The organism is Lentzea guizhouensis, assembly GCF_001701025.1.
Lineage (GTDB): Bacteria > Actinomycetota > Actinomycetes > Mycobacteriales > Pseudonocardiaceae > Lentzea > Lentzea guizhouensis.
Genome location: NZ_CP016793.1, coordinates 5281427 through 5304694 on the forward strand (window position 1 = coordinate 5281427; position 23268 = coordinate 5304694).

The 23268-nt window shown below is 70.4% G+C and carries 20 protein-coding genes and 1 riboswitch; of the genes, 12 read left to right on the forward strand and 8 right to left on the reverse strand.

Annotated features, from left to right (window positions below; all coding sequences use genetic code 11):
• Positions 1-115: 115 nt before the first annotated feature.
• From BBK82_RS26125 to BBK82_RS26160, 9 genes are all read left to right on the forward strand, one after another.
• Positions 116-2293 (forward strand): chitobiase/beta-hexosaminidase C-terminal domain-containing protein, encoded by a 2178-nt coding sequence (locus BBK82_RS26125; protein WP_237047580.1) that lies wholly within the window; start codon positions 116-118, stop codon positions 2291-2293.
• A gap of 252 nt (positions 2294-2545) precedes the next feature.
• Positions 2546-2842: a hypothetical protein gene (locus BBK82_RS26130; protein WP_065917375.1), complete on the forward strand. Its 297-nt coding sequence runs from the start codon at positions 2546-2548 to the stop codon at positions 2840-2842.
• Positions 2835-3449 carry a DUF6879 family protein gene (locus BBK82_RS26135; protein ID WP_065917376.1) on the forward strand — a complete coding sequence of 205 codons (615 nt, stop codon included), beginning with the start codon at positions 2835-2837 and terminating at the stop codon, positions 3447-3449. Before BBK82_RS26130 ends, BBK82_RS26135 begins: the two co-directional genes overlap by 8 nt.
• Positions 3449-5833 (forward strand): ATP-binding protein, encoded by a 2385-nt coding sequence (locus BBK82_RS26140; RefSeq protein ID WP_065921354.1) that lies wholly within the window; start codon positions 3449-3451, stop codon positions 5831-5833. Before BBK82_RS26135 ends, BBK82_RS26140 begins: the two co-directional genes overlap by 1 nt.
• On the forward strand, positions 5830-6711 hold the full coding sequence (locus BBK82_RS50520) for a GNAT family N-acetyltransferase (protein WP_154697497.1): 882 nt from the start codon (positions 5830-5832) through the stop codon (positions 6709-6711). Before BBK82_RS26140 ends, BBK82_RS50520 begins: the two co-directional genes overlap by 4 nt.
• A gap of 44 nt (positions 6712-6755) precedes the next feature.
• Positions 6756-7145, forward strand: a complete 390-nt coding sequence (locus BBK82_RS26145; protein WP_218920700.1) for a PPOX class F420-dependent oxidoreductase — start codon at positions 6756-6758, stop codon at positions 7143-7145.
• Positions 7126-8271 (forward strand): bifunctional cobalt-precorrin-7 (C(5))-methyltransferase/cobalt-precorrin-6B (C(15))-methyltransferase, encoded by a 1146-nt coding sequence (locus BBK82_RS26150; protein ID WP_065917378.1) that lies wholly within the window; start codon positions 7126-7128, stop codon positions 8269-8271. Before BBK82_RS26145 ends, BBK82_RS26150 begins: the two co-directional genes overlap by 20 nt.
• Positions 8268-9008 carry a precorrin-4 C(11)-methyltransferase gene (gene cobM, locus BBK82_RS26155; protein WP_065917379.1) on the forward strand — a complete coding sequence of 247 codons (741 nt, stop codon included), beginning with the start codon at positions 8268-8270 and terminating at the stop codon, positions 9006-9008. The genes BBK82_RS26150 and cobM overlap by 4 nt, the downstream gene beginning before the upstream one ends.
• The gene (locus tag BBK82_RS26160; protein WP_179953700.1) at positions 9005-9706 is read left to right on the forward strand and encodes a cobalt-precorrin-6A reductase; all 702 of its coding nucleotides are present in this window, start codon (positions 9005-9007) and stop codon (positions 9704-9706) included. Before cobM ends, BBK82_RS26160 begins: the two co-directional genes overlap by 4 nt.
• On the opposite strand, the gene BBK82_RS26165 is transcribed toward BBK82_RS26160, so the two are convergent.
• From BBK82_RS26165 to BBK82_RS26175, 3 genes are read right to left on the reverse strand one after another with little or no spacing between them, the layout of a single operon-like run.
• Positions 9678-11132 carry a precorrin-2 C(20)-methyltransferase gene (locus tag BBK82_RS26165; protein WP_065917380.1) on the reverse strand — a complete coding sequence of 485 codons (1455 nt, stop codon included), beginning with the start codon at positions 11130-11132 and terminating at the stop codon, positions 9678-9680. The genes BBK82_RS26160 and BBK82_RS26165 overlap by 29 nt on opposite strands.
• On the reverse strand, positions 11129-11749 hold the full coding sequence (locus BBK82_RS26170) for a precorrin-8X methylmutase (protein ID WP_065917381.1): 621 nt from the start codon (positions 11747-11749) through the stop codon (positions 11129-11131). Before BBK82_RS26170 ends, BBK82_RS26165 begins: the two co-directional genes overlap by 4 nt.
• A complete protein-coding gene (locus tag BBK82_RS26175) occupies positions 11746-12822 on the reverse strand; it encodes a hypothetical protein (protein WP_065917382.1) in 1077 nt (358 codons plus the stop codon). Before BBK82_RS26175 ends, BBK82_RS26170 begins: the two co-directional genes overlap by 4 nt.
• Positions 12823-12830: 8 nt before the next feature.
• Positions 12831-12967, forward strand: a riboswitch (cobalamin riboswitch).
• Between the two features lie 37 nt (positions 12968-13004).
• Here BBK82_RS26175 and cobN point away from each other — a divergent pair.
• On the forward strand, positions 13005-16568 hold the full coding sequence (gene cobN / locus BBK82_RS26180; protein ID WP_065917383.1) for a cobaltochelatase subunit CobN: 3564 nt from the start codon (positions 13005-13007) through the stop codon (positions 16566-16568).
• Here the strand turns inward: cobN and BBK82_RS26185 are convergent.
• Positions 16529-16876: a helix-turn-helix domain-containing protein gene (locus tag BBK82_RS26185; RefSeq protein WP_065917384.1), complete on the reverse strand. Its 348-nt coding sequence runs from the start codon at positions 16874-16876 to the stop codon at positions 16529-16531. The two genes, cobN and BBK82_RS26185, sit on opposite strands and share 40 nt — an antisense overlap.
• Before the next feature lie 84 nt (positions 16877-16960).
• On the opposite strand from BBK82_RS26185, the gene BBK82_RS51730 reads away from it, so the two are divergent.
• Positions 16961-17500, forward strand: coding sequence for a maltokinase N-terminal cap-like domain-containing protein (locus tag BBK82_RS51730; protein ID WP_065917385.1), 540 nt, complete (start codon positions 16961-16963; stop codon positions 17498-17500).
• On the opposite strand, the gene BBK82_RS26195 is transcribed toward BBK82_RS51730, so the two are convergent.
• Complete coding sequence (locus BBK82_RS26195; RefSeq protein ID WP_418287523.1) at positions 17491-17958, reverse strand: EF-hand domain-containing protein; 468 nt, start codon at positions 17956-17958, stop codon at positions 17491-17493. The two genes, BBK82_RS51730 and BBK82_RS26195, sit on opposite strands and share 10 nt — an antisense overlap.
• Before the next feature lie 127 nt (positions 17959-18085).
• Positions 18086-18340, reverse strand: a complete 255-nt coding sequence (locus BBK82_RS56770; protein WP_418287524.1) for a helix-turn-helix domain-containing protein — start codon at positions 18338-18340, stop codon at positions 18086-18088.
• A 32-nt stretch (positions 18341-18372) separates the two neighbouring features.
• Between BBK82_RS56770 and BBK82_RS56775 the strand changes: the two genes are divergently transcribed.
• Complete coding sequence (locus BBK82_RS56775) at positions 18373-18696, forward strand: hypothetical protein (protein ID WP_071812671.1); 324 nt, start codon at positions 18373-18375, stop codon at positions 18694-18696.
• 1265 nt (positions 18697-19961) lie between these two features.
• Here the strand turns inward: BBK82_RS56775 and BBK82_RS56020 are convergent.
• Positions 19962-20735 carry an AAA family ATPase gene (locus tag BBK82_RS56020; RefSeq protein WP_170067964.1) on the reverse strand — a complete coding sequence of 258 codons (774 nt, stop codon included), beginning with the start codon at positions 20733-20735 and terminating at the stop codon, positions 19962-19964.
• A complete protein-coding gene (locus BBK82_RS50530) occupies positions 20720-22957 on the reverse strand; it encodes a hypothetical protein (RefSeq protein WP_154697500.1) in 2238 nt (745 codons plus the stop codon). The genes BBK82_RS56020 and BBK82_RS50530 overlap by 16 nt, the downstream gene beginning before the upstream one ends.
• Positions 22958-23268 lie beyond the last annotated feature (311 nt).

The window sequence follows — 23268 nt, forward strand, 5'->3', positions numbered from 1 at the left end:
GCTCTCAAAGACGAGATGGCAAGCCGGGTTCGCTGCCGCTGCCGTAGTGCTGGCTTCATTAGCCGCGTCCACCCCCGCTTCGGCGGCGGAGGACTACACGCAGAACGTGACGTCCGTGAGCGCGTCCGAGGCGAGGATCAACTTCACGCCGACGACGCCCGCGATGTACGTGGACGTCCACTACCTGATCACCAACACGCCCCAGCAGAACTTCCGGATGACCAACAACGCCGGGACGTGGCAGAAGTCCGTCGGGTCGCTGGCGGCGGGCACGGTGGTCGAGTACTGGTTCACCTACGAGAAGAGCGGACCGCAGTACGACACGCCGCACTTCACCTACACCCACGGCAGCACCCAGGCCCCCGTCGCGACTCCCACGTTCAGTCCACCCGGCGGGGCTTACACGTCCGGGCAGACCGTGACGATCTCCACGGCCACCTCCGACGCGACGATCCGGTACACAGTGGACGGTTCGACGCCGACGGCGTCCTCGCCGCTCTACACCGGGCCGATCGCGGTGCCGAGCTCCAGGACGGTCAACGCGATCGGGCTGAAAGCCGGGCTCGCGAACTCGTCCGTGGCGAGCGCGACCTACACCATCGGTACGCAGCAGGGTTGCGTGCAGTCCAACGTGCCGAACTTCGGGCCGAACACCCGGATCTTCGACCCGAGCATGTCGATGGCGGCCATCCAGACGCAGCTGGACGCCGACTTCACCATGCAGAAGGACACGCTGACGGCACAGATGGCGCCGCGCCGAGTGGCTCACCTGTTCAAGCCCGGCACGTACAACGTCCATGACGACGTGGGCTACTACACGTCCGTTGCGGGTCTTGGGCGCAACCCCGGCGATGTGGTCATCAACGGCGACATCACGGTGGACGCGTTCAACGAGTCCGACAAGGGTGTGGCGCTGCAGAACTTCTGGCGCAGTGCCGAGAACATGGCCGTCAACCCCAGCAACGGCACCAACCGCTGGGCCGTCGCGCAGGCCGCGCCGTTCCGCCGCATGGACATCCGCGGCAACCTGGCGCTGTACCCGGCGTCCTACGGTTTCGCGTCCGGCGGCTACACGGCCGACACGCGCGTGTCCGGGCAGACGGCGTCCGTGTCGCAGCAGCAGTGGTACACACGCGATTCCAACTACGGCAGTTGGAACGGCGGCGTGTGGAACATGGTGTTCTCCGGTACGCCCGGCGCGCCGGCGACCACGTTCCCGAACCCGCCGTCGACCAACCTGGCCACCACGCCGGTGTCGCGCGACGTGCCGTACCTGTACTTCGAGAACGGCTCCTACCGGGTGTTCCTGCCTTCGTTGCGCACCAACGCCTCCGGCGCCTCGTGGATCAACGGTGGCACGCCGGGTTCGTCGTTGCCGATGAGCCAGTTCTACGTCGTGAAGGCCGGCGACACCGCGTCGACGATCAACGCGGCGCTGGCGCAGGGCTGCAACCTGTTCTTCACGCCCGGCATCTACAACGTCGACCGGACGCTGCAGGTCACGCGGCCCGGCACGGTCGTGCTCGGCATCGGCTACCCGACGATCGTGCCGCAGAACGGCGTCACGGCCATGACGGTCGCCGACGTCGACGGCGTGCGGATCAAGGGTGTCCTGTTCGACGCCGGCACGACGCTCTCCCCGTCGCTGCTGACCGTCGGCACGCCCGGCTCGTCCGTCTCGCACGCGGCGAACCCGATCACGTTGCAGGACGTGTTCTTCCGAGTCGGCGGCGCCATCGCCGGCAAGGCCACGAACAGCCTCGTCGTCAACAGCAACGACACGATCATCGACCACACCTGGATCTGGCGCGCCGACCACGGCAACGCCGGCACCTGGGGCTGGGACGAGGCGATCGGTGACACCGGCCTGGTCGTCAACGGCAACAACGTGCTGGCCACCGGGTTGTTCGTCGAGCACTACCAGAAGTACCAGGTGATCTGGAACGGCCAGAACGGGCGGACGATCTTCTTCCAGAACGAGATGCCCTACGACGTGCCGAACCAGGCGACCTGGATGAGCCCGAACGGCCTCGCCGGGTACGCCGCGTACAAGGTCGCCGACCACGTCACCACGCACGAGGCGTGGGGGCTCGGCAGCTACTGCTTCTTCAACGTCAACCCGTCGGTGCGGGCGCATCACGCGTTCGAGGTGCCGAACAGGTCCGGCGTGCGGCTGCACAACCTGCTGACGGTGTCGCTCAACTACCAGGGAACGATCACGCATGTGGTGAATGAGACGGGAGGGGTGACGCCGCCGGGCACGGTGCCGGTGAATGTCGTCAACTACCCGTAGCGCTCGATCGTGAACGCGGCCCGTCACCCCGGTGGCGGGCCGCGTTTCATTGATTTGGCACATCTCCGGTGCAGGTGCCAGATGATGGCCATCTTGGCCGTGTTGTTACCCCGTCCGGTGCGGTCCGACTAGGTAGTGCGGACTACTCTCTGCGCACTTCTACCCCATCGGACGTACAACGGCATCCGTGAGGCTGATGCTGTCGGTGCTACCATCTAATTCCTGCCGTTTGGACGGAAAGGACATTTGGCTGTGTCCACAAAAGTTTGGCAACCAAATCCAAGTTCTGAATTTTCCAGGCGTTTGGGGATAGCGCCGCAAGAACCGGGGAGTGGCCGTGTCCCCGGCGAGACCGGCAGCGGCGGTGAGGGAGGCTGTCCGGACATCTGGGAGCTCGACAACGGTGACGTCGCTGTGATCGGCCGTGATCTCACGCCTGCGTATGCGGGGCGCTTGCCGGACGGCGTCAGTGTGGGTGCGGGTGAAAAGCTCGTGGTGCTGCCCCGCGGGATGGTGATCGCGGCGAAAGCGGACATCCCCGATGCGTGAACTGCTCCGCGCCGCAAAAGGCGTGCGACTGCTCGGTGACGACTACTACAACCACTTCAACGAGCACTTCTGGAAGACCGGGAGGTCAGGCTTCTGGAAGCTCGAGCGGTTGCAGCACTTCGAGGAGCCGGGAGACGAGAGCTGGGTCGCGTTCAGCGAGGGTGACTGGGACCGGTCTCTCGCGCTCCTCGACGAGCGAAGATCGGCTTTGCGCGCTCACTACGCGAAGATCTCGAATGCGCAGTTCGAAACGTGGCGCATACGAATAGTGGAGAGCCCGCTCACCGACTACATGCAGTGGGAGCTGCACCTGCTCCACCTGAGGGATCAGCTTGGTGGGCATACGCGGATCCTGCCGGCGCACGAGATCGCGCAGTTCGAGCAAGAAGGCCTGCTTCCGGAGCTCATCACATTGGGTGACGATGTGATGTACGAGATACTGTACGACGAAAATGGACTGCAGGAGGGCGGTGTGTTGTACGTGGACACCTCCCTGGTGACCCGCTGTCGCGAGCTCATCAAGAGCTTGTACCAGAAGGGGGAACCGATCAGCACATATTTCGCACGTGACGTCGAGCCGTTGGGGCCACCGATCAGGAGCCGGTGATGCGACCGGACGAGCACCCTCAGGTCAGTTCTGAGGTCTCTGGATCCGCCTTCGACGTGGTACAGGCGAGGGATGTCGAAGGCGGAATTCATTTCCACGGCGCGCGTGAGCACGAGCAGCAGCAGCCGCGACCGAATCAGTTGCCCGGTGGCACGAGCGGATTCGTGAACAGGCTGCACGAGCTTGCCCGGCTCAACGAGGTGTTGGAGCACGCCGACGAGGAGCCACTCGCCGTCGGCGTGTACCTGATCACTGGAACGGCTGGTGTGGGCAAAACGTCGTTGGCGCTGCACTGGGCGCACAGCGTTCGGCACCGCTTCCCAGACGGTCAGCTCTACGTCAACCTCCGCGGCTACGACCCGGGCGCCCCGGTGACGGCGGCGCAGGCGCTGCACCAGTTCCTGCGGGTGCTCGGCGTGCCGGCCACCGCGATCCCGGTGGCGCTGGAGGACCGCTCGGCGTTGTTCCGCTCCCTGCTCGCCGATCGGCGCGTGCTCGTCATCCTGGACAACGCGGCGAGCCCGACCCAGGTCCGGCCGCTGCTACCCGGCAGCTCCACCTGTTTGGTCCTGGTCACCAGCCGGAACCGCTTCTCCGGGCTGGTGGCCAGAGACGGTGCCCGGCGGCTCGTGCTCGACATGCTCACCGAGGACGAGGCGGTTCGGCTGCTGCGCACGGTCACCGCCGGCTACCGGGGTGATGACGACGCGGCCGACCTGGTCGAGTTGGCGAGGCTGTGCGCGCGGCTGCCGCTCGCGTTGCGCATCGCAGCGGAACGAGCATCCAGCCGTCCGTTGATGATGCTGCACGAACTGATCGACGATCTGCGGGACGAGTCGGCGTTGTGGGACGCCCTCACCGCTGACCACGATGACGAGTCGGATGCCGTGCGGACTGTTTTCGCCTGGTCCTACCGCGCTTTGCCGACGGACGCCGCAAGGTTGTTCCGGCTTCTCGGACTGCATCCCGGGGCTGAGTTCTGCGTCACCGCGGCGGCAGCCCTGGGAGGTCTCGGCCTGTCGGACACCAGGAAGCTCCTCGACGTGCTGATCGGGGCGCACATGCTCCAACAACACGCACGGAACCGATTCCAGTTCCACGACCTGCTGCGCCTCTACGCGGCGCAGCAGGCATTCCAGCACGAGGATGCCGCCGCCAGGAGGGACGCCGTGGAACGAGGACTGAGCTGGTACCTCCACACGCTGTCGAACGCGACATCGGTCATCGCACCACTCGACCGTCGTGTTGTCCTCCCACCAATGCCTGCGAACACGACGCCCTTGTACTTCGAGGACCGAGCACAGGCGTTCGAGTGGTACGAGTGCGAGCGGGCGAACCTCGTCGCGGCCGTCCGCACTGCCGCATCGGCAGGCCGGGACGACATCGCCTGGCGGCTGCCGGTGCTGTTGCGCAGCATCTACGTCAGCCAGAACCCGTTCGAGGACTGGATCGAGACAAGCTCGACCGGACTGAAAGCCGCGGAGCGGATCGGCGACTTGGCGGCTCAGGGCGAAGTGCTCGACAGTCTGGGCAAGGCTCATCTCCAGTCCCAGCGGCTGCAGCAGGCGGAGGAATGCCACTCGAGAGCATTGGCGCTGCGCACGGAGATCGGCGACCGCTACGGCGAGATGGTGTCGGTCAACGCACTGGGGCTGCTCGAATGGCGCCGCCGCAGGCTCACGGCCGCTGTCCAACGCTTCCTCCACTGCCGTGAGATCGCTCAATCGATCGGTGATCGCCGTTGGTCGGCGCTGGCGATGACGAATCTCGGTTGTGCCCAGTACGACCTCATGGAGATTCCGGCCGCGGTCGACACCCTCAGCCGCTCCGTGCTGGCTCACCGGGACGTCGGTGATCGCGCCTATGAGGGCAACGCTCTGTTCTACCTCGCCATGGCACAACGGGAGAACGGCGACCTCGAAGCGGCGGCGACGTCGATCGAGCAAGCGCTCACGATCGCCGAGGAGGACCGCCACGTCGCTTGGGAGGCGTTCTGGCTGGTCGAAATGGGCCGGATCCAGCGTGCCAGGGGCGATGTGGCCGACTCCCTGCTCTCCTACCAGCGATCTGCGGTGGTGCAGCGGGGTCTCGGCGACCGGAACCGTGAGGCACTGGCGCTCGACGGTGCCGGAGAGGCATACCGGGAACTGGGCAGACCCGAGGAGGCGGAGAAGTTTCACCGGACCGCCGTGACCGCCTTTCGGGAAACCGCGGACCGCTGGTTGCTCGCTCGCGCACTCACCAATCTCACGCTTGCGCTGCAGGAGTCAGAACGGCCGGAGCAGGCCGAGACCACTCGACAGGAGGCAATCGCCACTCTCGCCGAGTTCGATGAACCGCGAGCTCATCGGCTCCTCGCATCGCTTCTGGACACGAACAGGTGAGCGAACTCCTCGCTTCGCACAACGCAAGGCTGCATGCGATCGACCCGAATGCCGGTCCGGCGGGTCCGCTTGCCGAGCCGGTGGTCGAGGCGGCGCACGTGGCTGGAGGCATTCGCACGCACCGGTACGCCGAATCCGACGACGCCGCGCTGTGGGGTCCGCTGGTGCGCCATGTATTGCATCTGCGCTGGTCTGGTGAGCGGTCACCTGATCCGGCGCTCAGTGCTCTGCTGAGGCGGATCACATCGGCATCCTCGTGGAGGGGCGACGCCGGCGCGGCGCTGGTGTGGCCGAGTCACGACCTGGTTTGCGCGGGTAGCTTCGCCCGACACGGTATGACACCGCTGACCGTGCTGGGCATGCGTGTGCTGCGGAAGAACGCGCCATCGCGCTTGGTCCGGCCCGCCGGAACAGGCCACCTCGACGCGATCACGGACATGGCGGTTCGCCTCCACAACCTGGAGGCGTCACTCGGTGTCCTGCCCACCCGGCCGAACCTGAGCGTTCGCCTCCTCAGCGAACTGACCGCGGCTTTGCAGGATCCTGTCCATCGCGTGTTCGTTGCGACCGAGGGCGATTCGGTCATCGGCTTCGTCCATGCGCAGGTGCCACACGGCGCATGGATCGAATCGCAGGTAACACCCGCCCCAGCGGGATATGTGTCGAGGATGTTTGTTGATCCCGCAAAGCGCGGCAACGGGGTCGCCACGGCACTGGCGGCGTCTGTGGAGAACGAACTGATGGAGTACGGCGCACGAGTCGCATTGCTGCACTACAGCCTCCACAACCCAGGTGGTGCGGCGTTGTGGGTCAAACGGGGTTACCGTTCTGTACTCACAACCTGGTCGCTTCGGCCGTTGGGTCACTTCAACGCGTGACGGTGCTCTCCCTCGATTTCGTCAGGAGGCCCCACGCGGGGATGATGCGTGCCATGTCGATCGAGCGCGGCCCCGAGTTCACCGAGTTCTGGACTGAGCGGCACCTGTGCACGCTGTCCACCGTGCGCGCGGACGGCACCCCGCACGTCGTGCCGGTCGGGGTCACGCTCGATCGGGTGAACGGCATCGCGCGGGTGATCACGGACGGCGGGTCGTGGAAGGTGCGGCACGTGCGGAAGGCCGGGTACGCGACGGTGTGCCAGGTGGACGGTCGCCGGTGGTCGTCGCTCGAAGGACCCGCGGTGGTGAAGGAGGACGCCGAGTCCGTCGCTGAAGCCGTGGAGCTCTACGCGCAGCGTTATCGTCAGCCGCGGGTGAACCCGACACGGGTCGTGATCGAGATTCAGGTGCAGCGTGTCACCGGAACAGTCTGACGTCGTCGTGGTCGGCATCGGGGCCGACGGGTGGGACGGGTTGTCGCCTGCCGCGCAGGCCGCTGTGTCGCGGTCGAAGGTGCTGATGGGGTCGACGCGGCAGCTGGACCTGGTGCCGGGTGAGTTCGAGCGGGTGGCGTGGCCGTCGCCGTTGGTGCCGGCGTTGCCCGCGTTGTTCGAGAAGTACCGCGATGTGTGTGTTCTCGCGTCGGGGGATCCGATGTTCCATGGCATCGGCACGACGTTGGTGCGCATGCTGGGGCGGCGGGTCACGGTGATCCCGCACCCGTCGTCGGTGTCGCTGGCGTGTGCGCGGCTCGGCTGGGCGTTGAACGAGGTCGAGGTCGTCTCGCTGGTCGGGCGGTCGGTGGACCTGCTGCGGCCGGCGCTCACGGCCGGGCGGCGGGTGCTGGTGCTCGGTGGGGACGCGGAGGCGGTGGCGGCGCTGGCGGGGCCGATCACCGTGCTGGAGCAGCTGGGCGGGCCGCACGAGCGGGTGTACCGGTGGTCGGGGCAGATCGCGGACCCGTTGTCGGTGATCGCGGTCGAGTTCTCCGGGCCGGGGTACTCGCGGGTGCCCGGGTTGCCCGACGACGCCTACGAGACCGATGGGCAGCTGACCAAACGCGAGGTGCGGGCGGTGTCGGTGGCGCAGCTGGCGCCGTTGCCGGGGCAGTTGCTGTGGGACGTCGGCGCGGGGTCGGGGTCCATCGCGATCGAGTGGGCGCGGACGCACCCGACGTGCCGGGCGATCGCCGTCGAGCAGGACCCGGTCCGGGCTGAGCGGATCGTGCGCAACGCGGCGTCGCTGGGGGTGCCGGGGGTGCGGGTGCTGGTGGGGCGGTCGCCGGAGGCGTTGGAGGAGCTGGAGAAGCCCGACGCGATCTTCATCGGTGGCGGGCTCACGGTGCCGGGGGTGGTGCAGTTCTGCTGGGACGCCTTGGGTTCCGGTGGGCGGCTGGTGGTCAACGCGGTGACGTTGGAGTCCGAGGCCGTGGTGGCGCAGTGGTACGCGCGGCTCGGGGGTGACCTGGTGCGGATCGCGGTGAACCGCGGGTCGGCGGTCGGCGGGTTCACCGGGTGGCGGCCGCACATGCCCGTGACGACGTGGAGCGTGACCAAGTGACCGTGCACTTCATCGGGGCCGGGCCGGGTGCGGCCGATCTGATCACGGTGCGGGGGCGCGATCTGATCGCCTCGTCGCCGGTGTGCTTGTACGCGGGTGCGTTGGTGCCCGTGGAGCTGTTGGGGTTCTGCCCGGATGGTGCGCGGCTGGTCGACACCGCGAACCTGACGCTCGACGAGATCGTCGCGGAGCTCGTGGCGGCCGACGAGGCCGGGCTGGACGTGGCGCGGCTGCACTCCGGTGACCCGGCGGTGTTCAGCGCGATGGCCGAGCAGATGCGGCGGCTGGACGCGCTGGGGATCGCCTACGACGTGACGCCCGGGGTGCCGGCGTTCGCGGCCGCGGCGGCGTCGTTGCAGCGGGAGCTGACGGTTCCGGGGGTTGGGCAGACGGTCGTGCTGACGCGGACATCGCAGCGGGCCACGCCGATGCCGCCCGGAGAGGACCTGGACACGCTGGGGCGTTCGCAGGCGACCCTCGTGCTGCACCTGGCCGTGCAGCGGATCACGGACGTGGTCGCGGAGCTCGTGCCCAACTACGGGGCGGACTGCCCGGTCGCGGTCGTCGCGTACGCCTCGCGGGAGGACGAGGTCGTGCTGCGCGGGACGCTGGACGACATCGCCGCCCAGGTCGCGGCGGCGGGCATCAAGCGGACCGCGGTCATCATCGTGGGGAAGGTGCTGGGGGCGACGCAGTTCCCGGACAGCCACCTGTACTCGGCGACCCGCGTTCGATGATCCTGATCCTCGGCGGCACCGGCGAGGCCCGTGAGCTGGCGTCCCGGGTCCCCGCGGTGTCGTCGCTGGCCGGGCGGGTGCGCGAGCCGCGGTTGCCGGTGGGAGAGGTGCGGATCGGCGGGTTCGGCGGGGTCGACGGGCTGGTGCAGTGGTTGCAGGACAACGAGATCCACGCCGTGGTCGACGCCACGCACCCCTTCGCGGCCCGGATCACCGCGAACGCTTTCGAGGCGTGCCAACGGATCGGTGTGCCGTTCCTGATCTTGCGGCGGCCGGGTTTCACCGCTCGGCCCGGGTGGATCTGGGTGGACGGCGTGGCCGAGGCTGCCGCGGCACTGCCCGGTGAGCGGGTGTTCCTGACGACCGGGCGGCAGGACCTCGCGGAGTTCGCCGGGTGTCCCCAGTGGTTCCTGGCGCGGATGGTCGAGTCGCCGGAACCGCCGCTGCCGCAACGGATCCAGGTGCTGCTGTCGCGCGGGCCGTTCACCGTCGAGGGTGAGCTGGAGCTGATGCGCGAGCACCGGATCGACGTGCTGGTGACGAAGGACAGCGGCGGCGCGATGACATCGGCGAAGCTGGACGCAGCAGAACAGCTCGGCATCCCGGTCGTGGTCGTGCGGCGGCCACCGCTCCCACCCGCGGAGGTGGTGGCCACCGTCGACGAGGCCGTCAGGTGGTCGGGTACCGCCGGGGCGTGAACACCACGCCCTGAGAGGTCACCACGGTCTGCGACGAGCCGATGATCAGCAGGCAGCGCATGTCGATCGTGGCCGGGTCGAGCGCGCCGAGGGTGAGCACGCGGATCTCCTCCTCGGGACCGCCGACGTCACGGCCGACGACCAGCGGCGTGTCCGGCGAGCGGTGCTTGAGCAGCAGGTCCCGCATGTCGGCGACCTGGTGCGTGCGGGCCTTCGACGCCGGGTTGTAGATCGCGATGACCAGGTCGGCCTTCGCGGTGGCCTCCAGGCGTTCGGCGATGACGTCCCACGGCTTGAGGCGGTCGCTCAGCGAGATCACCGCGTAGTCGTGGCCCAGCGGCGCACCGGCCTTGGCGGCCACGGCGTTCGCGGCGGTGACGCCGGGGAGGACGCGCACGGGGATGTCGGAGTGCTCGGCGGCCACTTCGAGGACCGCGGTGGCCATGGCGAACACGCCGGGGTCGCCGGAGGAGACGACCGCGACGCGCGAGCCGCGGCGGGCGAGGTCCAGGGCGAAGGCGGCGCGCTCGGACTCGACCTGGTTGTGCGAGGCGTGCTTCGTCTGGCCGGGACGTTCGGGCACCCGGTTCAGGTAGGTGGTGTACCCGACGAGGTCGTCGGCGGACTCCAGCGCCCGCTTGGCCTCGGGGGTGAGCCAGGAGTGGTGGCCGGGACCGAGACCGACGACCACGACCTCGCCACCCGGCTGCTGCTGCGGCCTGGAGCCGCTGGGCAGCAACGCGAGCGAGAAGTACGGCACCGACTCGGGGTCCACGTCGGCGAGCTTCGCCATGCGTTCACGCCCGGTGGTGGCACGCTCGACGTACCAGGCGCCGTCGAGCCGACCGGCCTCGTCGAGCGCCTGCCGGACGTTGCCGAAGGTGCGGCCCAGCTTCAGGATCGCGGCGCAGTCGGTGTCCGCGATCCGCGCGGCCAGCTCGGCCGGCGGCAGCGTGCCGGGCAGGATCGTGAGCACCTCGTCCCGTTCGACGAGCGGGGTGCCGAGGACCGCGGAAGCCCCGCTCACAGACGTGACGCCGGGGACGACCTCCGCCTCGTAGCGGTGGGCGAGGCGCTTGTGCATGTGCATGTAGGAGCCGTAGAAGAACGGGTCTCCCGCGGCGAGGACGACCACCGTGCGGCCCGCGTCGAGGTGCGCGGCCAGCGTGGCTGCGGCCTCCTCGTAGAACGCGTCGATCTCGCCCTGGTAGTCGTCGGTGTCCTCGGTCGTGACCGGGTAGACGAGCTGCTCCATGATCTGGCCGTCGCGGAAGTACGGCGCCGCAATGCTTTTCGCGTTGCTGCGACCGTGCCGCGCGCTGTGGTAGGCGATGACGTCGGCTTCCTGGATGAGCCGCGCGGCCTTGACCGTCACGAGTTCGGGGTCACCCGGACCCACACCGACGCCGTAGAGCTTGCCCGTCATTCTTCCTCGCTCGCGATCGCGTTGATGGCGGCCGCCGTCATGGCGCTGCCGCCGCGTCGGCCGCGGACCACGAGGTGTTCGAGATCCGTTGCGGCCAAAGCTTCTTTGGACTCCGCGGCACCGATGAACCCGACCGGGATGCCGAGCACGGCAGCGGGTTTCGGGGCTCCGGCGGCGATCAGGTCCAGGAGGTGGAAGAGGGCGGTGGGGGCGTTGCCGATGGCGATCACGGCACCGGCGAAGCGGTCGGCGAGCAGCTCGAGTGCCGCGGCGCTGCGGGTGTTGCCGATCTTCGTTGCCAGGGACGGGGTTCGCGGGTCCTGCAGGTAGCAGAGGACCTCGTTGTCCGCGGGGAGGCGGCGGCGGGTCACGCCGGACGCGACCATGTTGGCGTCGCAGAGGATCGGGGCGCCGTTGCGGAGGGCTTCTCGTGCGTCGCGGACCACATCGGGGGAGAACGCGACGTCCTGGGGGAGGTCGGTCATGCCGCAGGCGTGGATCATGCGGACGACGACCTGGGCGACGTCGGCGGGGAACCGGGTGAGGTCGGCCTCCGCGCGAATGGTGGCGAAGGACTGGCGGTAGATCTCCGCGCCGTCCCTGATGTAATGCGTCACCTGATCTCCTCGTAGCCGTCGCCGGTCGCGACGAACTCGATCACATCGCCGGCCGGACGACCACATCGGCGTGAGCAACCCGACCAGTGCACCGGCCGCCGGCGCGTCGGGATCGATTCCGACTGGAGGGCCCCCAGGGGGGATCGGGTCCCCACTCCCAGTGTCTCAGGCAGGTCTGACAGTTCCGGGGCGCTCAGCCAGCGCCGCACGTCGGCGCGGACGTCGGACAGCGACTTCGCGCAGCCGGGCCGGCCGGTGCAGGCGCTGACGCCGTGCCAGGGCGAGGAAGGGTCGGTGATCAGGGCGGACGTGTCGGTTCCCGCGGGGACGACGAGCGAACGCCATGGGGTCAAACGGATCGGGACACCGGGGAGCTGCGCGGCGTCGAGCCGGCCCAGGGGAACGCCTGGTGTCAAGGGTGAAGGTGCGACAGGAGTCACAGCCGGGGTGATGCGCGGGGAGGCGGAAGTGCCGAAGTGCTCGGTGATCTTGCGCACACCGCCGTCCACTTCGGACAGGCGCCAGGCCGTGCCGCGCATCTCCTGGAACAGCCGGGCGGCGGTCACCACGGCGTCCACGGGGTCGCTGACGCGGACCCCGGTGTCGTGCCCGGCGAGCAGCAACGCGTCGTCCACCAGGCCGAGGTCGCCGTTCAGACCGCTCACCGGAGCGCCCACCGTCAGCAGGAAACGGCCTGGTAGCGAGGCCAGCAGCGGGTCCGCGCACAACGCCGTGTCCAGGGCCTCGACCAGCGCCTGGTTGTCCTCCAGAGGCGCCGCGATGATGTTGCGGATGCGTTCGTGCGTGGCCGAGGGCAACAACCCGGCCGCCGTGAGTCGCGCACCCAGCTCCACGCCGTCCGCCAGGCCTCTGAGCTGGAGGTTCGCCCGTGAGGTCAGCTCGATGACGCCGTTGCCGAGTTCGGCGGCCGCGAGCCGTACGACGTCCCACTGAGCTGCGGAGAGGGTGCCCCCTGGGACCCGGATGCGCGCCAGCCCGCCGTCGGCTGCGGCGTGCAGCTCGACGGCGCCGGGGCAGGCGTCCGGGTGACGCCGGTCAATCCCATTGGGCATAGGTCGGACTGTAACCCGCCGGTTAGGGTGAGCCCGAACGACGAAGCGCAGGAGGAAGCCGGTGTGAGTCCGGCGCGGTCCCGCCACTGTGACCAGGAGCGAAGGTGCCTGGGAGTCAGGAACTCCGCTTCGCCGGTGAACCCGTGACCTGGGGCGAGGACCCCACGAGGGATGGAGCCCGCGTGATCCTGCTGTTGTCGACCTCCGACACCGACCTGCTGTCCGCGCGTGCGAGCGGCGCCGAGTACCGGCTCGCGAACCCGGCGCGCACGACCGTCGACGACCTGCCCGCGCTCACCGACGGTGTCGACCTCGTCGTCGTGCGCATCCTGGGTGGCCGCCGGATGTGGGAGGAAGGGCTCGACTGGTTGCTCGCGCAGCCGTTGCCCGTGGTCGTGCTCGGCGGTGAGATGCAGCCCGACGCGATGCTGATGGAGCTCTCGACGGTGCCCGGCGGGGTGTGCGCGGAGGCGCACCTCTACCTCGCGCAGGGCGGGCCGCAGAACCTCGCCGAGCTGCACAAGTTCCTCGAAGACACGATCTTGCTGACCGGCCACGGGTTCGCCGCCCCCGCCGCCACGCCCACCTGGGGTGTGCTGGAACGCGAGCCTGCCGCGGACGGCCCCACGGTCGCGGTGCTCTACTACCGGGCGCACCACGTGGCCGGGAACACGGCGTTCGTGCACGCGTTGTGCGACGCGATCGAGGCCAAGGGCGGCAGGCCGCTGCCGGTGTACTGCTCGTCGCTGCGCACCGCCGAGCCCGAGCTGCTCGACACGCTCCGGCAGGCCGACGCGCTGGTCGTGACGGTGCTCGCGGCGGGTGGCACGAACCCGGCGAACGCGAGCGCCGGTGGTGACGACGACGCGTGGGACGTGGGCGCGCTGGCGGCGCTGGACGTGCCGATCCTGCAGGGCCTGTGCCTCACCTCGAGTCGCGAGCAGTGGGATTCCAACGACGACGGCCTGTCACCGCTCGACACCGCGACCCAGGTCGCGATCCCCGAGTTCGACGGCCGGATCATCACGGTCCCGTTCTCCTTCAAGGAGATCGACTCCGACGGCCTCACCGTCTACGTCGCCGACCCCGAACGGGCGCTGCGCGTCGCGGGCATCGCGACCAGGCACGCCAGGCTCCGGCACATCCCGGTAGCCGAGCGCAAGGTCGTCGTGATGCTGTCGGCGTACCCGACCAAGCACTCCCGGATCGGCAACGCGGTCGGGCTCGACACGCCCGCCTCGACCGTACGGCTGCTGAAGGCCATGCAGGAGCACGGCTACGACATCGGCGACGGACTGCCGGGCGTCGAGGAGCTCGACGGCGACAAGCTGATCCACGCGTTGATCGCGGCGGGCGGCCAGGACGCGGACTGGCTGACGCAGGAGCAGTTCGAGAGCAACCCGGTGCGCATCGCGGCCGCCGACTACCGCCGGTTCCACGAGACGCTGCCGGACGACTTCCGCGAGTCGATGCGGGAGCACTGGGGCGAGGCGCCCGGTGAGCTGTTCGTCGACCGCAGCAAGGACCGCGACGGCGAGATCGTCCTGGCGGCGCTGCGGAGCGGCAACGTCACCGTCATGGTGCAGCCGCCGCGCGGGTTCGGCGAGAACCCGATCGCGATCTACCACGACCCCGACCTGCCGCCCTCGCACCACTACCTCGGTGCCTACCACTGGATCGAGTCGAGCTTCGGCGCCGACGCGGTGGTGCACGTGGGCAAGCACGGCAACCTGGAGTGGTTGCCCGGCAAGACCGTCGGCATGTCGGCGTCGTGCGGCACGGACGCGGCGCTCGGCGACCTGCCGCTGATCTACCCGTTCCTGGTCAACGACCCCGGTGAGGGCACGCAGGCCAAGCGGCGCGCGCACGCCACGCTGGTCGACCACCTGGTGCCGCCGATGGCCCGCGCGGACAGCTACGGCGACATCGCGCGGCTGGAGCAGCTGCTCGACGAGTACGGCAACATCTCGGCGATGGACCCGGCCAAGGTACCGGCGATCCGCGCGCAGATCTGGACGCTGATCAAGGCCGCCAAGCTCGATCACGACCTGGGGCTCGACGACCGGCCGCACGACGCGGAGTTCGACGAGTTCATCCTGCACGTCGACGGCTGGCTGTGCGAGGTCAAGGACGTCCAGATCCGCGACGGCCTGCACGTCCTGGGCGAGGCGCCGACGGGCTCCGTCCGCGTCAACCTCGTGCTCGCGATGCTGCAGGCCCGGCAGATGTGGGGCGGTCAGGTCGCCGCGCTGCCCGGTCTGCGCGAGGCCCTCGGGTTGGTCGGCACCGCCCGTGAAGACGTCGACGCTGTTGAGGAAGAGGCCCGCGCGCTCGTCCAGGCGATGGAGGACGCGGGCTGGGACCGTTCCGCCGCAGCGGGTCTGCACGAGTCGGTGGACGTGCGGAAGATCCTGGAGTTCGCGGCGGTGGAGGTCGTGCCACGGCTGGCGCGCACCACGGACGAGATGACGCACGTGCTGCACGCGTTGGACGGCGGCTACATCCCGGCCGGTCCGTCCGGATCACCGTTGCGCGGCCTGGTGAACGTGCTGCCGACCGGCCGCAACTTCTACTCGGTCGACCCCAAGGCCATCCCGTCGCGGCTCGCCTGGGAGACCGGCCAGGCGATGGCCGACTCGCTGCTGGAGCGCTACCGGGCCGACAACGACGGCGAGTGGCCGCCGTCCGTGGGCCTCTCGATCTGGGGCACGTCCGCGATGCGCACCGCCGGCGACGACATCGCCGAGGTGTTCGCGCTGATGGGCGTGCGGCCGGTGTGGGACGACCAGTCGCGCCGGGTGACCGGCCTCGAGGTGATCTCCCCCGACGAGCTCGCCAGGCCCCGCATCGACGTCACCGTGCGGATCTCCGGGTTCTTCCGCGACGCCTTCCCGCACGTCGTGTCCCTTTTGGACGACGCGGTGCAGCTGGTGGCGGCGCTGGACGAGCCGGCGGAGCAGAACTTCGTGCGGGCGCACACGCTCAAGGACCTGGAGGAGCACGGCGACCAGCGGCGGGCGACGCTGCGGATCTTCGGCTCGAAGCCGGGTGCGTACGGCGCCGGCGTGCTGCCGTTGATCGACAGCCGCAACTGGCGCGACTCGCAGGACATCGCCGAGGTCTACGCGGTGTGGGGCGGGTACGCGTACGGCCGCGGGGTCGACGGTGTCGCGGCGCGCGCGGACATGGAGTCGGCGTACCGGCGGATCGCGGTGGCGGCCAAGAACATCGACACCCGTGAACACGACATCGCCGACTCGGACGACTACTTCCAGTACCACGGCGGCATGGTCACGATGGTGAAGGCGCTGACCGGCAAGGCGCCCGCCGCGTACGTCGGTGACAGCACGCGCCCGGAGGCGGTGCGGACCCGCACGCTCACCGAGGAGACCTCGCGCATCTTCCGCGCCCGCGTCGTGAACCCGCGCTGGGTCAACGCGATGCGCCAGCACGGGTACAAGGGCGCGTTCGAGCTGCAGGCGACGGTCGAGTACCTGTTCGGCTACGACGCCACGACCGGCGTGGTCGCCGACTGGATGTACGAGAAGCTGACCGAGACCTACGTGCTCGACCCGGAGACGCGGAAGTTCCTGCAGACGTCGAACCCGTGGGCGTTGCACGGCATCGCGGAACGGCTGCTGGAGGCCGCCGAGCGCAAGATGTGGGAACACCCGGACGAGTCCACTTTGGACGCGCTGAGGGCCGCCTACCTGGAGACCGAGGGCGACCTGGAGGACGGCGCCTGATCGAGGCGCACGCAGCAGTGGTCCGGTGACGGGTCGGGGCGGGCGCGGTGGTCCGCCTCGACGCCGTCGGCCAGGCCGGTGAGCAGGCAGAGGTTCATGCCGCAGACCAGTTCGGTGTGGCGCTGGGCGAGGCTGTGGAACGGGCAGTTGCCCAGCAGGACCGAGCCGCCCTCGGTCCGCGGCTCGAACCCGAAGTCCTCCAGGGCCCGCGTGAGGTCTTGGTGCACGACTGTGAGGAGGCCCATCTCGACCAGCTTGTCGAGGTGGAATCCCGCCGTTGTGCGGGTGTCCGGGGCGCGCACGGTCACGTCCGGCGCTGCAGGGCGTGCTACGGCAGGACCCCGCGTCCCGGCAGGAGTTCTTCACGCGCGTGCACGCGTAGCCTGCCGGGCATGGGGAAGATCCACGCCGGCGCCACGCTCACACCGCACTTCCGCGAGTTCCTGCCCGCCTGGGTCGCGCGGCAGCCCTGGTACGCCGGGGAAGCGCCACTGCGGCCCGCCGGGTTCTTCCGGTTCGAGGACCCGGCGGGCGAGGTCGGGGTGGAGACCCACCTGCTGCAGGGGAACGGGACCACGTACCAGGTCCCGCTGACCTACCGCCCGGCACCGCTCATCGGTGGTGCGCTCGTCACGACCGCCGAGCACAGCGTGCTGGGCACCCGGTGGATCTACGACGCCGTCACGGACCCGGTGTGGGTCGCCGCGGTGCTGGACCTGGTCGCCGGCAACGGGACCAGCGAGCCGAGCGGACGCAGCCTCGACGCGCAGGCACGCGGCGAACTGCGCGGCGTGGTGACGCCGGAGTCCGCGATCGAGCTCGACCGGGTGGTCCGGCCGCAACCCGTGCCGCAGGACGCCGCCGGTGTGCTCACCTGCTCGTGGACCGACGGGTCAGGCCGCCTCGCCGTCGTGCGCGGCCCTCAGACCTGACCGAACACGTAGGTACCGGCCGCGGACGAGTCGTCGCCCGCCCAGAACTCGTACCAGAGCTCGGCGAACTCCTCGCGGGACAGCTGCCCGTCACCGTCGGCGTCCAGCGAGGGGAAGTCGGTCGAGGCCCGGTGGCCCAGCCACGCCGAGATCATCGCCTGGTACTCCGGCTGGGAGATGTAGTCGTCGCGGTTCTCGTCCACCGCACCGAACATCGCGTCCGCCGTCGAGGTCACGGCCTCCGGTGTCTTCGGCAGCGCCTCCACGATCGACAGCACGTCGTCGATGCTCACCCGGTCGCGGCCGGAGGCGGCGGCGAGCGTGGCCCACCAGCCCATCATCACGCCGGACAGCAGCTCGTCGTCACCGCCGCGCATCGACACCCAGCGGGCGGTGAGGGCGCGGAAGTCGGTCTCGTCCAGGTAGCCGTCGCCGTCGGCGTCCATCGCGGTGAACACCACGGACACCTTGCGTCTCTGCAAGTCGCTCGCCATGCGCAGGACGATAGGCCGAACGCCGCAACGGAAACCATAGGCCGAACGGGTCCGAACCTTCGCGCGAAGGATGGACGTCGAAAGATGCATGTCATTCCACATCGAACGCTTCGCAGAGCTGCAACCGGCCGGAGACGCCGAGCTTGCGGTAGACGGCGGTGAGCACGCCCTCGACCGCGGTGGCCGGCATGAGCAACGCCCCGGCGATCTCCTCGTTGCTCCGCCCGCGTGCCGCCAGCGTCGCCACCTGGTGCTCCGCCGGGGTGAGCGCGGTCGGCCCGGTCTGGCGCATCCGCCGCGGACCCGCGTTCGTGGCCACCAGCTCGGAGTGGGCGCGTGCGGCCATCGCCGTGGAACCGCACTTCTGCGCCAGGTCCAGTGCCTCGCGCAACGACGCCCGCGGGTGGCCGGGTCGCCCTGCCGCCGTGCCACCACGCCGAGGTCGACCAGCGCCCGGCCCAGCTCGAGCCGGGCGGGGAGCCGCGCAGCACCCGGACCCTCCTCCAGGTGCGCGCGCCGGCGGCTCCCGCGGTGACCCGGCCGAGCGCGCGCAACGCCATGCCCAACGCCCTGGGCGCGCCCCAGATCCTGGCCAGCTCGACCTCCTCCAGCGCGAACCGGCGGGCGCGCTCACCGTCACCCAGCGCCGCACACGCCACCGCGGCACCCGAACGCCACGCCAGCGCGGCCGGGTTGCGGTAGGGCCACAGCTCGCAGTGCCGGGACGCGGCCAGGAACGCTTCCAGGGCCTCGTTGTCCTCGCCCTGCACGATCAACGCCCGGCCGCGGACGGTCAACATCCCGCTGTAGGTCCACATCCGGCGCACCTCGTCGGTCGTGGTCTTCTCGATCAACGCCAGCGCCTCGTCCGGCCTGCCCTCCTCCAGCAGGATGTCCGCGAGCAACGCCGCGTGCCACGCCGTCACCGCGTGCCAGCGCGGGTCCTGCCGCAGGTGGTCGGACGCCGCCACCAGGTCGGCCCGCGCGGAGACGAGGTCTCCCTTGCGCCGCTGGACGTTCGCCCGCATCACCGACACCAGCGCGCGCAACGCCGGTGCCTGCGCGCGGTCCACGTCGTCGAGGATCGCGAGCGCCGCGTCGAGCTGGTCGGCCAGGTTCAGCACCATCGCCGAGGTCAGCGCGGACATCGCGCCGTCGGTGGACAGCCCCGCCACGGCCTCGTCCGCGCCGATCGCACCGACCATCACGTGGTGCAGCACCCCGGCGGGCGTGTCGAGCGGCACCACCGCCGGCACCGCCTCCTGCCACACCAGCCCGTGCACGACCAGGTGGGGAAACGCCTGGCTCGCCTGCAGAACGTCCACGAGCTCCAACGGTTTCCCGTCGGCGTGCAGTGCGTACGACAACGCGACCGCGGAGTCGACGTCGTCCACATCGGACTCGAACGCCTCGCGCAACCGGGCGTTGGCACCGGGCAGGTTCCCGACCAGCTCCGCGACACCCAGCATCCGCAACGCCCGCGCCGGGTTCGCCACCGGTTCGCGCAACACCCGCCACAGCAACCGCGCGGCCGCCGACGAGTCGCCCCGGCCCACCGCCTCGTGCGCGGCGCGGTCGAGGACCTCGCCGGCCCAGGGTTCGAGGCCGGGTGCGGTTTCCAGCAGGTGCTCGGCGACGGCTGGTCGGGGGCCGTGGGCGCGCAGGGACCGTGCCGCGCGCAGGTGGAGTGCCGCGCGGCGGTGGCGGGCATGTCGTGCAGGAGTGCCGCCGCGGTGCGGGTGCAGCGCGGTCGCGATGTCGGTCGCCATCCGAGGGGGAAAGCGGTCACCACGTCCGCGCCTGCCACTGCCGGCCGTGCTGCCGTGCCCGCTGCTGCAGGTCCTGCCAGCCCGAGCAGTTCCACCGTCCGCACCGCCTCCGCCAGCTCGGCCGGGCTCACCCCGGCCAGCTCCGCCAGCACCCCGGATGCGGTGCCGGTCCGAGCACCGCCAGGCAGTGCGCCGCCGTCACCACCGCCGCCGGTCGCGCCGCAGCCGGGCCACCACGACCTCCCCGGCCACCTCCGCACCGCGGTCCGCGACCCGCCAGGCCGCCTCCGCCGTCGGCGGCACGCCGTCCTCGGCCAGCGCCCGCAGCAGCCGCACGGTCAGCAACGGGTTGCCGCCGGTCGCGTCCTGGCAGGCGGCGACGAACTCCGGCGCCGCCGCACCGAGCGCCTCCGACACCAGGCCCGCCACCTCGGCCTGCGACAGGCTCCCCAGCACCACCCGCCGACTGCCCGCCGTGATTTCGCCGAACGACGGGTCGTCCACGCGTTCACCGGCGCCGACGGCCAGCACGACCGCGATCGGCAGCCCTGGCACCCGCAGTGCCAGGTAGGCGAGCCACCGCAACGACGCCGTGTCCGCCCAGTGCGCGTCGTCCACCACGACGAGCAGCCCGGAGGCACCGGCGAGAGCCGTGGCGAGCCGGTACACGCCCTGCAGCACCGGGAAGTCGGCCGCCGGCGCCGTCAACCGGAGGGCCGGCAGCGCCTCCGGAGGCACGACCGCGGGATCCGCCAAATCGAACAGCTGAGCCACCACGCCAAAAAGTAAATCGATTTCCAGAGCACTTCCGCGGGCGCGCACGACATGTCTGCCGGAGGCTTCCCAGTGCGCGGCGACGGCGTCCAGCACCGCGGTCTTGCCCGTACCCGGAGCGCCTTCCACGATCGTCGTCGTGCCCTGCGCCACCTGATCGCTGATTCCGGCACACCACGCTTTCAGCCGGTTTTCCAAGATCTCTCCGCAGCCGTGGGTGAAAGGATCAGCAGAAATGATGCTAGGAGAAAGCGCGCCACTTGCCCAGGTAAAGGTAGATGCGCTATGGACGTCTCAACAGGGTGCTCACCCGTATGATCCGCCAGGCAACTACTCGAATGGGTAGAGGCAGCCACGAGGGGAGCCGTCTGGTCGGCCAGGCGGACCAACCGTGCTGCGCCGGGGGAGGCGTGGTGCGGCTCGGCGTGGTCGTACGGCGTTTGTCCTCCGCCGCCGCGGAGCGAGAGGAAAATCGGTTGTCGGGGAATCGGGACGGGGTGTTCCGCGGCCGCGAAGGGGAACGGGAGCTCCTCGGCGGTGTGCTGGACACGGGTGCCGGCGTGGTGCTGGTCGACGGTGCGGCGGGCACCGGGAAGACCAGGCTGCTGGCGGAGGCGGCCGCACTGGCCGCACGCCGCGGCTTCGCGGTCGTGACCGCGCGGGACGAGCTGGACCAGCCGTTCCTGTTGGCGCGCCTGGCCGAACGCGAACCGGACGGGCCCACGCTGGTGGTGCTCGACGACCTCCACCTGGCCGAGCCGGGCACCCTCGCCGCGTTGCGCGCACTGCTCCCCGCCTTCGAGCAGAAGAAGGTGGTCTGGCTGCTCGCCCGGCGCGGCGGCGAGGGCACCGACCGCCTGTTCGCCGCACTCGCCCGCACCGCGGCCCGCATCGAGCTGCGCCCGTTGCCCGACGACGTGGTCGCGGAGCTCGTCGCCGACCTCACCGGTGGGGCTCCCGACCACGACCTGTGCGCGCTGGCCGCGACCGCCCAGGGCAACCCCGCCGCGCTCATCCGCCTCGTCACGGCACTGTGCGACGACGGTCAGGTCGTCGTCACCGCGGCACACGCCTCGCTGCGCACCGACTGCGCCCCGCGCCAGGCGGAAGCGCTGCTCCGGGACCGGGTCACCGCGTTGAGCGGCAAGGCCAGGCACCTCCTGCAGGTCGCGTCCGTGCTCGGCCGGCGGTTCGAACCCGGTGACGTCGCCGAGCTGCTCGCCTCCAGCACCGCGATCCTGTTGCCGGCGTTGGACGAGGTCATCGCCGCCGGGGTGGTGGCCGTGCACGAGGACCGGCTGGCGTTCCGGCACGAGCTGCTCTGGCGGCTGGTCGCCGACTCGGTGCCCGCACCCGTGCGGCGCGCGTTGCACCGCGAGGCCGGCGACATGCTGCTGGGGCGCGGGGACTCCGCCGTCGTGGCCGCCCGGCACCTGCTGCACGGTGCCGAGCGTGGTGACGTGCGGTCGGTCGACGGCCTGGCCGCGGCGGCGAAAGCCGTGCTGTGGCAGGCACCGGACGCCTCCGCCGAGCTCGCGGTGCGGGCGTTGGAGCTCACCGACCAGACCTCGCCGTCGCTGGTGCGCCGGACGGTGACCGCGGTGAGGGCGCTGACCGCGGCGGGCAGGCTCGCCGCGGCACAGGAGCTGGCGCGGGAGGCGTTGTCGCGTCAGGTGCCCGCGGCGAGCGCGGCCAAGCTGCGGCACTGCGTGGCGGTCACGGCGGTGCTGGCCCAGCAGCACGGCGAGGCGGTCGAGATCTCCGACGCACTGCTCGGCGAACCAGACCTGGCCACCGATCTCGTGCCGTGGGTGGAGATCACCAGGCTGATGGCGTTGCTCGGGCACGACCGGCGCCGCGCCGGTGAGCTGGCCGAGGAGGTCGTGCGCACCCACCACGGAGCGCCGGACGACGTGCTGGCCACCGCGCTGGCCGTCCTCGCGGCGATCGCCCGTGACGCCGGACAGCCGGGCGTCGCGCTGGAGCTGGCCCGCCAGGCCGCGCGATGCGTGTCGTCGCACGACCTGTGCGCGTACCCGCAGCTGCTGCTCGCGAACCTGCACTCCGGGCTGCGCGAGTTCGACGAGGCCGAGGGCGTGCTGCGCCGGGTGCGCAGCGGGCCGTCCGCCGTCGTCACCAGGGAGCTGCTGACCACCCTCGTGCAGGCGCGGATCCTGTTGCAGGAAGGGCGGATCGAGGAGGCGGCCGGCGCGGCCCGCACCGCGCTCACCACCGCGGAGGACACCGGGCACACCACGCTGCTCGCCCCGGCGCTGGTGGTGCTCGCCATGGTCGCGCTCCACACCGGCGACCTGCCGGCGGCGGTCGAGCACGTCGAGCGGTACCGCGCGCTCGTGTCGGCCGACGGGATCCTCTTCTCCCGCGCCTACTACCAGTGGGCGGACGTGCTCGTCACCCACGTGGGCCGTGGGCTTGACCAGGCACTCGGGCTGCTGACCGGCACCTGTGCAGGCCTGGTCTCCTCCGGGTTGTTCGCCGAGGAACCGCGGGCGGCCGGGTGGTTCGTGCGCAGGGCCGTGGAGGCGGGCGACGAGCGGCTGGCCGGGGCCGTCGTCGACCGGGTGGAGCGGCTGGCCGAGGAGAACCCGGGTTTCCGCGGTCGCCGCGGCCGCGCTGCACGCACGTGGCCTGGTCGACGGCGACGCGACGTTGCTGGAGCAGGCCGCCGCGCACCGGGACCCGTGGGCACGGGCGAACGCGGCCGAGGACC